Source organism: Pseudomonas sp. LBUM1658 (assembly GCF_059716055.1).
On the sequence record NZ_CP166798.1, the window covers coordinates 6,272,753 to 6,286,524 of the forward strand.

At 57.8% G+C, this 13,772-nt stretch carries 13 protein-coding genes; 10 read left to right on the top strand and 3 right to left on the bottom strand.

What is annotated here, in order from left to right; all coding sequences use genetic code 11:
- The first annotated feature begins 80 nt into the window (after positions 1-80).
- The 7 genes from apaG to ACA064_RS29050 all read left to right on the top strand — a co-directional run bounded on the left by apaG (position 81) and on the right by ACA064_RS29050 (position 8,165).
- Complete coding sequence (gene apaG, locus ACA064_RS29020; RefSeq protein WP_497671165.1) at positions 81-461, top strand: Co2+/Mg2+ efflux facilitator ApaG/CorD; 381 nt, start codon at positions 81-83, stop codon at positions 459-461.
- Positions 461-1,342 carry a symmetrical bis(5'-nucleosyl)-tetraphosphatase gene (locus tag ACA064_RS29025; RefSeq protein WP_497671166.1) on the top strand — a complete coding sequence of 294 codons (882 nt, stop codon included), beginning with the start codon at positions 461-463 and terminating at the stop codon, positions 1,340-1,342. Before apaG ends, ACA064_RS29025 begins: the two co-directional genes overlap by 1 nt.
- 33 nt (positions 1,343-1,375) lie before the next feature.
- Entirely contained in the window at positions 1,376-1,705 is a 330-nt protein-coding gene (glpE, locus tag ACA064_RS29030; protein WP_497671167.1) for a thiosulfate sulfurtransferase GlpE, read from the top strand.
- A gap of 298 nt (positions 1,706-2,003) precedes the next feature.
- Positions 2,004-3,926 (top strand): PrkA family serine protein kinase, encoded by a 1,923-nt coding sequence (locus ACA064_RS29035; protein ID WP_489358024.1) that lies wholly within the window; start codon positions 2,004-2,006, stop codon positions 3,924-3,926.
- 121 nt (positions 3,927-4,047) lie between these two features.
- On the top strand, positions 4,048-5,319 hold the full coding sequence (locus tag ACA064_RS29040) for a YeaH/YhbH family protein (protein WP_497671168.1): 1,272 nt from the start codon (positions 4,048-4,050) through the stop codon (positions 5,317-5,319).
- Positions 5,316-6,878, top strand: a complete 1,563-nt coding sequence (locus ACA064_RS29045) for a SpoVR family protein (RefSeq protein ID WP_497671169.1) — start codon at positions 5,316-5,318, stop codon at positions 6,876-6,878. Before ACA064_RS29040 ends, ACA064_RS29045 begins: the two co-directional genes overlap by 4 nt.
- 63 nt (positions 6,879-6,941) lie before the next feature.
- Entirely contained in the window at positions 6,942-8,165 is a 1,224-nt protein-coding gene (locus ACA064_RS29050; protein WP_497671170.1) for a multifunctional CCA addition/repair protein, read from the top strand.
- Between the two features lie 120 nt (positions 8,166-8,285).
- Here ACA064_RS29050 and folK read toward each other — a convergent pair whose 3' ends face one another.
- Both folK and folB read right to left on the bottom strand, forming a co-directional pair.
- Complete coding sequence (gene folK, locus ACA064_RS29055; RefSeq protein ID WP_497671171.1) at positions 8,286-8,804, bottom strand: 2-amino-4-hydroxy-6-hydroxymethyldihydropteridine diphosphokinase; 519 nt, start codon at positions 8,802-8,804, stop codon at positions 8,286-8,288.
- Positions 8,795-9,148, bottom strand: coding sequence for a dihydroneopterin aldolase (gene folB, locus ACA064_RS29060; protein ID WP_497671172.1), 354 nt, complete (start codon positions 9,146-9,148; stop codon positions 8,795-8,797). Before folB ends, folK begins: the two co-directional genes overlap by 10 nt.
- A gap of 74 nt (positions 9,149-9,222) precedes the next feature.
- Between folB and plsY the strand changes: the two genes are divergently transcribed.
- Complete coding sequence (plsY, locus tag ACA064_RS29065; protein WP_497671173.1) at positions 9,223-9,792, top strand: glycerol-3-phosphate 1-O-acyltransferase PlsY; 570 nt, start codon at positions 9,223-9,225, stop codon at positions 9,790-9,792.
- A 55-nt stretch (positions 9,793-9,847) separates the two neighbouring features.
- Here the strand turns inward: plsY and tsaD are convergent, their stop codons facing one another.
- Complete coding sequence (tsaD, locus tag ACA064_RS29070; protein ID WP_497671174.1) at positions 9,848-10,873, bottom strand: tRNA (adenosine(37)-N6)-threonylcarbamoyltransferase complex transferase subunit TsaD; 1,026 nt, start codon at positions 10,871-10,873, stop codon at positions 9,848-9,850.
- 199 nt (positions 10,874-11,072) lie between these two features.
- On the opposite strand from tsaD, the gene rpsU reads away from it, so the two are divergent.
- Complete coding sequence (rpsU, locus tag ACA064_RS29075) at positions 11,073-11,288, top strand: 30S ribosomal protein S21 (protein WP_002551877.1); 216 nt, start codon at positions 11,073-11,075, stop codon at positions 11,286-11,288.
- Positions 11,289-11,774: 486 nt separating this feature from the next.
- Positions 11,775-13,736 carry a DNA primase gene (gene dnaG, locus ACA064_RS29080; protein WP_497671175.1) on the top strand — a complete coding sequence of 654 codons (1,962 nt, stop codon included), beginning with the start codon at positions 11,775-11,777 and terminating at the stop codon, positions 13,734-13,736.
- Positions 13,737-13,772: the final 36 nt, after the last annotated feature.

Genomic DNA, 13,772 nt, shown 5'->3' on the forward strand with positions numbered 1-13,772 from the left:
TGGTTTACTACCCGATACTTGGCCTAGACTGATCTCATCAGTTATGTCCCGCGCTCCGCTTTGCTTTAAAGGCCTTTTGCATGTCCGATCCTCGTTATCAGGTCGACGTCAGCGTCGTCACCCGCTTTCTGGCAGAACAATCGTTACCCGAGCAAAATCGCTTTGCCTTCGCCTACACCATTACCATCAAGAACAACGGCCAGATACCGGCCAAGTTGCTCTCACGGCACTGGGTCATCACCGATGGCGACGGGCATGTCGAAGAGGTCCGCGGTGCGGGCGTGGTCGGTCAGCAACCGTTGATCGGGGCTGGCGAAAGCCATACCTACAGCAGCGGCACGGTGATGACCAGCCGCGTAGGTACCATGCAGGGCAGTTACCAGATGCTCGCCGAAGACGGTAAACACTTTGACGCTATCATCGCGCCATTTAGACTCGCGGTGCCCGGAGCCCTGCACTAATGGCGGTGTATGCCGTCGGCGACCTGCAAGGCTGCCTTGAACCGCTGCAGTGCCTGCTCAAACGCGTCGCCTTCGACCCCGTCAATGACCGCCTCTGGCTGGTTGGCGATCTGGTCAACCGCGGCCCGCAGTCGCTGGAAACCCTGCGCTTTCTTTACAGCATCCGCGAATCGCTGGTGTGCGTACTGGGCAACCATGACCTGCACCTGCTGGCCGTCGGACAAAATATCGAGCGCCTGAAAAAAGCCGACACTCTGCGCGAGATTCTCGAAGCGCCTGATCGCCAGGAGCTGCTGGAGTGGTTGCGCCAGCAAAAACTGCTGCACTACGACGAACAGCGCGACATGGTACTGGTCCACGCCGGCATACCGCCTCAATGGTCGCTGCGCAAAGCGCTGAAATATGCGGCGGAAGTCGAGCAGGCCCTGCACGACGACATCCTCTTTGCACCTTATCTGGATGGCATGTACGGCAACGAGCCGGTGAAATGGGATAGCGACCTCAAAGGCGCTGCCCGCCTGCGAATGATCACCAATTATTTCACTCGCATGCGCTTCTGCTCCAGCGATGGCAAACTTGACCTCAAGAGCAAGGAAGGCCCGGATACCGCGCCGCCAGGTTATGCCCCCTGGTTTCGCCACAAGGAGCGCAAGACCAAGGGCCTGAAGATCATCTTTGGTCACTGGGCAGCCCTTGAAGGCCGCTGCAATGAACCGGGCATCTTTGCCCTCGACACCGGCTGTGTCTGGGGCGGCGCCCTGACGCTGCTGAATATCGACACCGGTGAGCGCTTGCAGTGCAAGTGCGACACCCAAGGCCACGCCAAACCGAACGTCGCCCACCCTACCCCCGAACAATCGCCGGCCACCGCGAAGCGCTGAGCGGCGCTTTCAGCCAGGCCACAGGAGCCCGCCATGAGCGAATTCAAACGCATCCCTCCCGAACAAGCCCATGCCCTGCGTGAACAGGGTGCAGTCGTGGTCGACATTCGTGACCCGCAGACGTATGCCGCCAATCACATCAGCGGCTCGCAGCATCTGGATAACCACTCCATTCCCGACTTTATCCGTAACGCCGACCTGGATGCGCCGCTGGTGGTGGTCTGCTACCACGGCAACTCCAGCCAAAGCGCTGCTGCCTACCTGATCAGCCAAGGCTTTTCCGACGTCTACAGCCTGGACGGCGGCTTTGAACTCTGGCGTGCGACTTATCCGTCGGAAACCGCGAAAAACGTTTCCGAATAATTTTTTCTAACGCTCTAGCCCACGTCCCCCGCGGGCTAGCGCGGTGGCTGACGAACGGTCAGTCGCAACTAATTGCTCATTGCGCCTTGATCTCTCCGATTCCGAACTATCCTTAGCCTCAGGCCATCCAAAACAGGGGAGAGCCGGTACACCGGCGTGCGGGTCATCGGTACTAGCTTTCAAGGTAGATTGCTTTGAAAGTGTTCTGGGGGGTAAACAGCAACTGGATTTCAGTTGCATGCCAGCACTTGACTGATTTGATCCGGCGTCGGCTCCACGTATCGAGCGAGGTGACGTCATGAGTATTTTTAGCCACTTCCAACAACGTTTCGAGTCCACACGCCAGGAAGAACTGTCGCTGCAGGAGTATCTGGAGCTGTGCAAAACGGATCGCAGCGCCTACGCCTCTGCAGCCGAACGCCTGCTACTGGCAATCGGCGAGCCGGAGCTGCTGGACACCTCTGCCAACTCGCGCTTGTCGCGAATCTTCTCCAACAAGGTGATCCGCCGTTATCCGGCCTTTGAAGACTTCCATGGCATGGAGGAATGCATCGATCAGATCGTTTCCTACTTCCGCCATGCGGCCCAAGGCCTGGAAGAGAAGAAACAGATCCTCTATCTGCTCGGCCCGGTGGGTGGCGGTAAGTCGTCCCTGGCTGAAAAGCTGAAACAGCTGATAGAGAAAGTGCCCTTTTACGCCATCAAGGGTTCACCGGTTTTCGAGTCGCCTCTTGGGTTATTCAACGCCACGGAAGATGGCCAGATCCTTGAAGAAGACTTCGGTATTCCGCGGCGCTACCTGAGCACCATCATGTCGCCCTGGGCCACCAAGCGCCTGGCCGAGTTTGGCGGTGACATCAGTCAGTTCCGGGTGGTCAAGCTCTACCCATCGATCCTCAATCAGATTGCGGTCGCCAAGACCGAGCCCGGGGATGAAAACAACCAGGATATTTCTGCCCTGGTGGGCAAGGTCGATATCCGCAAGCTGGAAGAATTCCCGCAGAACGACGCAGACGCCTACAGCTACTCGGGTGCCCTGTGCCGGTCCAACCAGGGCCTGATGGAATTCGTCGAAATGTTCAAGGCACCGATCAAGGTGCTGCACCCATTGCTGACGGCAACCCAGGAAGGCAACTACAACAGTACCGAAGGTCTGGGGGCCATTCCGTTTACCGGGATCTTGCTGGCCCACTCAAACGAATCGGAATGGCACACCTTCCGTAACAACAAGAACAACGAAGCGTTCATCGACCGGATCTACATCGTCAAAGTGCCGTACTGCCTGCGGGTCAGCGACGAAGTGAAGATCTACGACAAGCTGCTGTTCAACAGTTCGCTGGCCAAGGCCCATTGCGCGCCCGACACCCTGAAGATGCTTGCACAGTTCACCGTCCTCTCGCGCCTCAAAGAGCCGGAGAACTCCAATATCTACTCGAAAATGCGCGTGTACGACGGCGAGAACCTCAAGGACACCGATCCGAAAGCCAAATCGATTCAGGAATACCGCGACAACGCCGGTGTCGATGAGGGCATGAATGGTCTGTCGACCCGGTTTGCTTTCAAGATCCTGTCGAAAGTCTTCAACTTCGACCCCCACGAGATCGCCGCCAACCCGGTGCATCTGCTCTATGTATTGGAACAGCAGATCGAACAGGAGCAATTCCAGGCGGAAACTCGTGAACGCTACCTGCGCTTCCTGAAAGAGTACCTTGCACCGCGCTATATCGAGTTCATCGGCAAGGAAATTCAGACCGCCTACCTCGAGTCCTACAGCGAGTACGGTCAGAACATCTTCGACCGTTACGTGCTCTACGCAGACTTCTGGATTCAGGATCAGGAATACCGCGATCCGGAAACCGGCGAGATCCTCAACCGCGTGGCGCTGAACGAAGAACTGGAGAAAATCGAGAAACCGGCCGGTATCAGCAATCCGAAGGATTTCCGCAACGAAATCGTCAACTTCGTGTTGCGCGCCCGGGCCAACAACAATGGTAAAAACCCGACCTGGCTCAGCTACGAGAAACTGCGGGTGGTCATCGAGAAAAAAATGTTCTCGAACACCGAGGATCTGCTGCCGGTCATCAGCTTCAACGCCAAGGCCAGCAAAGAGGACCAACAAAAGCACAACGACTTCGTTACACGGATGGTCGAGCGCGGCTACACCGACAAACAGGTACGACTGCTCTCCGAGTGGTACCTGCGGGTCAGGAAATCGCAGTGAAGCAGCGGCAAGCTTCTAGCTACAAGCTGCAAGGGAAAAGCTCCTGAGTCCGCATTTTATGGACTTGACGGCTCTCGCTTGCGGCTTGAAGCTTACGACTTGAAGCTCCCCGGAGGGGCCTATGAGCTATGTGATCGACCGACGTCTCAATGGCAAGAACAAGAGCACGGTGAACCGCCAACGGTTTCTGCGGCGCTACCGTGATCACATCAAGAAAGCTGTTGAAGAAGCCGTCAGCCGTCGCTCCATCACTGATATGGAGCACGGCGAACAAATCAGCATTCCCGGCCGCGATATCGACGAGCCGGTGCTTCATCATGGTCGCGGCGGCAAGCAGACCGTGGTTCACCCTGGAAACAAGGAATTCACCAGCGGCGAGCACATCCCTCGTCCGCCCGGTGGCGGTGGCGGCAGAGGCCCTGGCAGGGCCGGCAACTCCGGCGAAGGCATGGACGAATTCGTCTTCCAGATCACTCAGGAAGAGTTTCTCGAATTCATGTTCGAAGACCTGGAGCTGCCCAATCTGGTCAAACGCAATCTGACCGGGACCGATACCTTTAAAACCGTTCGAGCCGGCATCAGCAACGAAGGCAACCCGTCGCGGATTAATATCATCCGCACCTTGCGTTCGGCCCATGCCCGACGGATTGCGCTGTCCGGCAGCAGCCGGGCAAAACTGCGCGATGCCAGGGACGAGCTCTTGCGTCTTAAACGCGAAGAACCGGATAACTTCGGCGATATTCAGGAAATTGAAGCGGAAATCGAACGATTGATTGCGCGCATCCATCGCGTGCCATTTCTCGACACCTTCGATCTCAAGTACAACCTGCTGATCAAACAGCCTAATCCCAGCTCCAAGGCGGTAATGTTCTGCCTGATGGACGTCTCGGGCTCCATGACCCAAGCGACCAAGGACATCGCCAAGCGCTTCTTCATCCTGCTGTACCTGTTCCTCAAGCGTAACTACGACAAGATCGATGTGGTGTTCATTCGCCACCACACCAGTGCCCGGGAAGTCGACGAGGAGGAGTTTTTCTATTCCCGCGAAACCGGTGGCACCATCGTTTCCAGCGCATTGAAGTTGATGCAGGAAATCATGGCGGAACGCTATCCGAGCAACGAATGGAATATCTACGCGGCCCAGGCGTCCGACGGCGACAACTGGAACGATGACTCACCGATCTGCCGCGACATCCTGATCAACCAGATCATGCCATTTGTGCAGTACTACACTTATGTGGAGATTACCCCTCGCGAACACCAAGCCCTGTGGTTCGAGTACGAACGGATCGCCGAAGCTTTTTCCGACACTTTCGCCCAGCAACAATTGGTCTCGGCCGGAGATATCTATCCGGTCTTCCGTGAACTCTTCCAGCGCAGGTTAGTGACATGACCGCCAGAGAGCAGAAACGCCTACCCATATCCACCGGCTCGGAATGGACGTTCGAGCTGATCCAGGCCTACGACCGCGAAATCAGCAGGCTCGCGGCTCGGTATGCGCTGGATACCTATCCCAACCAGATCGAAGTGATTACCGCCGAGCAGATGATGGATGCCTACGCCTCCGTGGGCATGCCATTGGGTTATCACCATTGGTCCTATGGCAAACACTTCCTCAGTACCGAAAAGTCCTACACTCGTGGCCAGATGGGGCTGGCCTACGAAATTGTGATCAATTCGGACCCATGCATCGCCTATTTGATGGAGGAAAACACCATTTGCATGCAGGCGCTGGTGGTGGCCCATGCCTGCTATGGCCACAACAGCTTTTTCAAAGGCAACTATCTGTTTCGCACCTGGACCGACGCCAGCTCGATCATCGACTACCTGGTGTTCGCCAAGCAGTACATCATGCAATGCGAAGAACGCCACGGGATTGATGCGGTAGAAGACTTGCTGGACTCCTGTCACGCGCTGATGAACTACGGCGTAGACCGTTACAAACGCCCCTATCCGATCTCCGCGGAGGAAGAACGGCGGCGGCAGAAAGACCGGGAAGAGCACCTGCAAAAGCAGATCAACGATCTCTGGCGCACCATTCCCAAGGGCGCGGACAAGTACAGCGACAAGGATAATGCGCGCTTCCCCGCCGAACCTCAGGAAAACATCCTCTATTTCATCGAAAAACACGCACCGTTGCTGGAGCCTTGGCAGCGGGAAATCGTACGTATCGTGCGCAAGATAGCGCAGTACTTTTACCCACAGCGCCAAACCCAGGTAATGAACGAGGGCTGGGCGACCTTCTGGCACTACACCTTGATGAACGACCTGTACGACGAAGGCCTGGTGACTGATGGTTTCATGATTGAGTTTCTGACCTCCCATACCAGCGTGGTGTTTCAGCCCGGCTTCGACAGCCCCTATTACAACGGGATCAATCCCTACACCCTGGGCTTCGCCATGTACCGCGATATCCGACGGATGTGCGAATCGCCCACTGAAGAGGACTACCGCTGGTTCCCGGAAATCGCCGGCACCGACTGGTTGTCCAGCATCAAGTTCGCCATGAGCAGCTTCAAGGACGAAAGCTTCATCCTGCAGTACCTGTCACCCAAGGTGATCCGCGATCTGAAGCTGTTCAGCATCCTCGATGACGATCAGAAGGAGGATCTACTGGTTCCGGCGATCCACGATGAAGACGGCTACCGGATCATCCGCGAAACCCTGGCGGCACAATACAACCTTGGCAATCGCGAACCCAACATACAGATCTACAGCATCGACCGGCGCGGAGACCGTTCGCTGACCCTGCGACACCAGCAGCACGACCGCAAACCCCTGGGAGATTCCACCGACGAAGTGCTCAAGCACCTGCACCGGCTCTGGGGCTTCGATATTCACCTGGAAACCCTGCAAGGCGATCAGCTAGTGAAAACCCATCACGTTCCCCCACGAGGCGAACATAGCGATGGAGATTACGGCCGCCTGGACCTGGCCGTTATCCACCTCTGATTGCAGCCATGCCTCCGAAAGTTCGGCGCAAGGGTTATCCTGTCGGGCTAACGGAGGTTTTTCATGCAGATTTATAAAGTCGGCGGCGCGGTGCGCGATCGCTTGCTGGGCAAGCCTGTCACCGATATCGACTGGGTCGTGGTCGGCGCCAGCACAGAAGAAATGCTCGCCAAGGGCTATCGCCCGGTAGGTGCCGATTTCCCGGTATTCCTGCACCCGCAGAGCGGCGAGGAATACGCGCTCGCCCGGACCGAACGAAAGAGTGGCCGCGGCTATGGTGGCTTCATTTTCCACGCAAGCCCCGAAGTCACCCTTGAAGAAGACTTGATCCGCCGCGATCTGACGATCAATGCGATGGCCGAGGACGATCAGGGCCAACTGACCGACCCCTATCACGGCCAGCGCGATCTCGATGCCCGCATACTCCGTCACGTTTCCCCCTCATTCGCCGAAGATCCCCTTCGGGTCCTGCGAGTCGCCCGCTTCGCCGCACGCTACGCCGGCCTCGGCTTCAGCATCGCTCCCGAGACCCTGGAATTGATGCGCGAGCTCAGCGAATCAGGCGAACTCCTGGCGCTGACAGCGGAGCGCAGCTGGAAAGAAATCTCCCGCGCCCTGATGGAAGATCAGCCTCAAGTGTTCATCCAGGTCCTGCGTGACTGCGGCGCATTGAAAGTCTTGTTTCCCGAAGTTGATGCGCTGTTCGGCGTGCCACAACCGGAACTCCATCACCCGGAAATTGACAGTGGAATACATACCCTGAGCGTCCTGGAACAGGCGGCCAGGCATGCCCAGCCGCTGACAGTACGCTGGGCCTGCCTGCTCCACGACCTTGGCAAGGGACTCACGCCAGAGGCTCAGTGGCCGAAGCATATTGCCCACGAACAAAAGGGATTGCGCCTGATCAAGGCGCTGAACGAGCGCTTCAAAGCACCCAGGGATTGTTCGGAACTGGCCTTGCTGGTCGGCCAATATCACACTCATGGACATCGCGCCCTTGAGCTCAAGCCTTCGACCTTGCTGGAGTTGCTGCAAAGCTTTGATGTGTATCGACGGCCGCAGCGCTTTGAAGAATTCGTCGTCGCCTGCGAAATGGACGCCCGAGGCCGCAAAGGCTTCGAACAACGCAGATACCCACAGGCAGAGTATTTACGCGGCGCGGCGATCGCAGCGCGAACCGTGGCCGTACAGCCACTGCTGGAGCAAGGTTTCAAAGGACCGGAGTTGGGTGAAGCGCTCAAGGCTGAACGCCTGAAAGCGCTCAAGGCTTACAAGGAACAGCAGTAAAGCAAGATCAAAAGATCGCAGCCTGCGGCAGCTCCTACGCAATCGTGTACATCCGCCCCCTGTAGGAGCTGCCGCAGGCTGCGATCTTGGCTATTCGAAATACAACGAAGAATTATCGGCTCAGAGCAGTTTCGAGGAAGTCAGCTGCACCCCACGCCACTCAAATGCCACAGGCGCCAAGACTTGATCAATCTGCGCCTCACTCCACAAAACCGCAAAGCTCTTGCCTACGCCCGGATGCAATCTGTCGGGCGCCATCAACGACAACGGCCACAATACAAAGGCATTTTTCAGGATTTCGGTGCGAGGCAGGATCAATCCGTCGAAATTACCCACCAGATCGCCATAGAGCAGCACATCGATATCCAGCGGCAGGCCCTTGCGATCCGGCGCATAACGACCGTTGTCCGCCTCGATGAATTTCAGTCGGCGATCCAGCTCCATCAACGGCAGGTCAGTGTAAGCCGACACCACCAAATTGAAGAACGGACCACTCTTGATGCCTACCGGCTGGCTTTCAAACACCGCAGAACAGCGCACATCCACCAGAAAACCGGCCAAAGCATCCAGCCCTGCCTGTACATGAGTGTTGCGCTCGATATTGCTACCGAGACCTAGAAATACCTGAGTTAGCGACATCCGCGCTCGATCTCCACGCCCACACCTGTGGCGGCGGCCACTGCACCAGGCTTGGTCAGCTTGAGGTGCAGCCAGGGGATGTGAAACTCGCTCATCAGCACCTCGGCCAGACGTTCGGCGAAAGTTTCCACCAGTTGGAACTGTGCCTCTTCAGCAAACAGCTGAATGCGCGAGGATACGCTGGCATAGTCCAGGGCCAGAGTCAGGTCATCACCCGCAGCGGCCGGGCGATTATCCCAGCCGAAGCTCAGATCAAGACGCAGGCATTGTCGGATGCCCCGCTCCCAGTCGTAGGCACCGATTACCGTGTCGACTTCCAGGCCCTCGATAAACACTCTGTCCAAGCACTTTTCTCCGCAGCACGACAAGGGCGCAATGCGCCGTTAGAATCAGGGCGTCCTCGCCCGGAATAGTTAGCATGTTTTGGTTACTGGCGATCCTCGCCTACCTGCTTGGCTCTCTGTCCTTTGCCATTTTGCTCAGCCGCCTGACCGGTAGCCCCGATCCGCGAATGAGTGGCTCGGGTAATGCCGGCGCCACCAACATGCTGCGCGTGGCGGGCAAAAAACTCGCCACCCTGACCTTGCTCGGCGACCTCTGCAAAGGTCTGCTGCCGGTCCTGATAGCAGGCCTGGCAGGATTGTCACTGCAGCAACAGGCCTGGGTCGGCTTATGCGCCGTAATCGGCCACCTGTTCCCGCTGTACTTTCGCTTCCGCGGCGGCAAAGGCGTGGCCACCGCTGCCGGGATGCTGCTGGGGCTGTACCCGCCTGCCGCACTCCTGGCACTCTGCGCCTGGCTACTGACCTTCTTCCTCACCCGCACCAGCTCACTGGCCGCTTTGATCGCCACACCGCTGACCCTGCCACTGCTTGCCTGGCAAGAACCTGCAGCCTTGCTGCCGATGAGCGCACTCACGGCGCTGATCGTCTGGCGCCATCGCGGCAATCTACGCGACCTGTTTGCCGGACGCGAACGGCATTTTTAAATCTTGATGATGAGTGCCATTCAGGTTCATCGGCCGTGCACGACAGGACAACCGCCTATAGCGGCGACAATTGCTCCATGGGCCAGCGTGCCTGCACACTGATTGCCAGGCTTTCATGCTGCCCGGCCTGCAAACGCTGACAGCCGGCAAAAGCGATCATCGCGCCGTTATCGGTGCAGAACTCCGGGCGTGCGTAGTAAACGTCGCCCTTCATGTCGCCAAGCATTTTCTCCAGCGAAACCCGCAGCGCCTTGTTCGCGCTCACGCCGCCAGCGATGACCAGGCGCTTGAGACCGGCCTGTTTCAGCGCCCGCTTGCACTTGATGGTCAAAGTCTCCACCACTGCCTGCTGGAAGGCCAGCGAGATGTCGCAACGGGTTTGCTCACTGTCGCCCCCAGCGCTGACGCAGTGCTGCCAGGTGTTCAGGGCAAAGGTTTTCAAACCGCTGAAGCTGAAACTCAGACCCGGGCGATCGCACATTGGACGAGGGAATACGAAACGTCCGGCAACGCCTTGCTCCGCCAGCCGAGCGATTTCCGGACCGCCCGGATAATTCATGCCCATCATCTTGGCAGTCTTATCGAACGCCTCACCGGCGGCATCATCGAGTGTCTCGCCCAATAGCTCGTATTGGCCGATCCCATCGACCCGAACCAGCTGGGTATGCCCACCGGAAACCAACAAAGCGACGAACGGAAACTCCGGAGGTTGTTCCTCCAGCATCGGCGCCAGCAAATGGCCTTCCATGTGATGCACGCCAAGGGCCGGAATGCCCCAGGCAAACGCCAGTGCCTGAGCACATGAGGCGCCCACCAGCAATGCCCCGACAAGCCCGGGGCCCGCGGTGTAGGCGATCGCATCGATCTCGGTCGGGACGCAGTCGGCCTCGGCCAGAACCTGGCGAATCAGGGGCAGCATGCGCTTGACGTGATCGCGCGAAGCCAGCTCCGGCACCACACCTCCATAGGCACGATGCAGGTCGATCTGGCTGAACAGCGCGTCGGCCAGCAGGCCGCGTTCACTGTCGTAAAGTGCGACACCGGTTTCGTCGCAGGAGGTTTCTAATCCCAGTACTAGCATGGGTTTGCGCCTTGTAGAGGCTAGATCGAAGGCGCGCATAATAGTCGCCACTTCCGGTACCTACCAGCGGTTTTCGATCAGAGGCTTTGCATTCCGAGCGTTGAGGGGTTAACATCCGCAACCCTTAAAAACCGACGTCTTCAAGTGCATTTATGCCGCGAGGATGTTGATCCCCGGTAATGAATGAAGGTAGCTCTGGATGCCCGCGGTCAAAGTTAAAGAGAACGAACCCTTCGACGTAGCTCTGCGTCGTTTCAAGCGCTCCTGCGAAAAAGCCGGTGTACTGGCTGAAGTTCGTAGCCGCGAATTTTACGAGAAGCCGACTTCTGAGCGTAAGCGCAAAGCAGCAGCTGCTGTTAAGCGTCACGCGAAGAAAGTTCAGCGCGAGCAGCGCCGCGCCGTTCGTCTGTACTAATACACAGACGTTCGTAGCAAGCTTCTGCCAAGCCCGGCCCTCAGCCGGGCTATTGGCATTTGCGTATAATCGCTTGATGCTTCACTGTCAAAGCCGCCGATGCGACCGAGACAAATCTGCTTCACCACGTCAGACCTGGCTCTTTTGCCAGCGGTGCACGTCTTTTCTGACGAGCCTTTCAAGGCTACTGACGAGCACACCTTACTGATTCCTCAACAGACGATCAGCCCAAGGCACGATCTCCTGTGCCCGCTTGTGAGCTATCCGAGGCCGCCATTGGCCGTTGCCGGACTCAGAGCAATACTTTCAAATAGTCGAATGCTGATTGGAACTAACGTCAGTGGATTTTCGGCAGATACACTTCCCGACAGCGATCACGCAGACGACATCCGGTCGAGACGCAGACTGTTGCGCCTCTAAACAACGACCAGACTTCGGCCGCTCTTCGCCACGGATCAATTTCCGCGCAGTGATGACGAGAACGCCATGGCCGGGCTAATTCCCCAGAGCTTTATTGACGACCTTCTGAACCGCACCGACATCGTCGACGTGGTCAGCTCGCGCCTGCAAATGAAGAAAGCCGGCAAGAATTACACCGCCTGCTGCCCGTTTCACAAAGAGAAAACCCCTTCCTTCAGCGTCAGCCCGGACAAACAGTTTTACTACTGCTTCGGCTGCGGCGCTGGCGGCAATGCCCTCGGCTTCATCATGGACCACGACAACCTGGATTTCCCCCAGGCTGTCGAAGAACTGGCCAAAGCCGCCGGCATGGAAATACCCCGAGAGGAAAGTGGCCGGCCGCACAAACCCCGGCAACCGACCGACTCGCCGCTCTACCCATTGCTCACCGCTGCCGCCGATTTCTATCGCCAGGCACTGAAAAGCCATCCGGCGCGCAAGGCCGCCGTCGATTACCTCAAGGGCCGCGGCCTGACCGGCGAAATAGCCCGGGATTTCGGCCTCGGATTCGCCCCGCCCGGCTGGGACAATCTGTACAAGCACCTGAGCAGCGACACCCTGCAGCAGAAAGCCATGATCGATGCCGGTCTGCTGGTCGAGAATGCCGAAACCGGCAAACGCTACGACCGTTTCCGCGATCGCGTGATGTTCCCGATCCGCGACAGTCGCGGCCGGATCATCGCTTTCGGCGGCCGAGTACTGGGTGACGACAAGCCAAAATACCTGAACTCCCCGGAAACCCCGGTGTTCCACAAGGGCCAGGAACTCTACGGGCTGTTTGAAGCGCGCAAGAATAATCGTAACCTCGACGAAATCATCGTCGTCGAAGGCTACATGGACGTCATCGCCCTTGCCCAACAAGGCCTGCGCAATGCCGTCGCGACACTCGGCACCGCCACCAGCGAAGAACACCTGAAACGACTGTTTCGGGTGGTCCCCAACATCTTGTTCTGCTTTGACGGCGATCAGGCCGGGCGCAATGCCGCATGGCGCGCACTGGAAGCGGCCTTGCCAAGCCTGCAAGACGGGCGGCGTGCGCGCTTTCTGTTCCTGCCCGAAGGCGAAGACCCGGACACCCTGGTCCGTTCCGAAGGCACCGACGCGTTTCGCGCGAGGATCAACCAGCACGCACAACCGCTGGCCGATTACTTTTTCCAGCAACTGACCGAGGAGTCCGATCCGCGCTCCCTCGAAGGCAAGGCCCATATGGCCACCCTTGCGGCGCCGTTGATCGACAAGGTTCCAGGGGCCAACCTGCGCACCCTGATGCGCCAGCGACTGACGGAAATCACCGGCCTCAACAGCGAGGCGGTCAGCCAATTGGTGCACAGCGCACCCCAAGAGGCCCCGCCCGCCTACGATCCTGGCATCGATTACGACGCCATGCCCGATTACGCCGATTACCACCAGCCTCAAGAGGCGTATGCGCCCCAGCAGGAGTGGACACCGAAAAAACCCGGAGCCGGCGGCAAGAAATGGGACAACAAACCCTGGGATAAAAAAGGTAAGCGCCAGGGCGATCGCGACCAACCTCGCGCCCCGCGCATTCCCGCAGCCGTAGAGCCGCCGACGCTGGCAGCACTGCGCACGCTGCTGCATCACCCACAATTAGCAGAAAAAGTTGAAGATGCCGGGCACTTTGCCGCCGAGGACCACACCAATACACAACTGTTGGTGGCGCTACTCGAAGCCGTGCAAAAGAATCCTAAGCTAAACTCATTTCAACTGATCGCGCGATGGCATGGCACCGAACAAGGGCGCCTGCTCAAAGCGCTGGCAGAAAAGGAGTGGCTTATTGAGGGCGATAACCTTGAACAACAGTTTTTCGACACCATTACTAGCTTGTCAGCCCGCCAACGCGAGCGAAATCTGGAACAATTACTCAGGAAAGCGCGTCAAAGTGAATTGAGTGCTGAAGAAAAAAATCAGCTGCGCGACCTCCTAAGTCGCAATGTTTCCGCATCAAACCCGACCTCAACTGGCGCGTGAGGTCATAGCTCAGGTATAATCCTCGGCTTGTTTTTT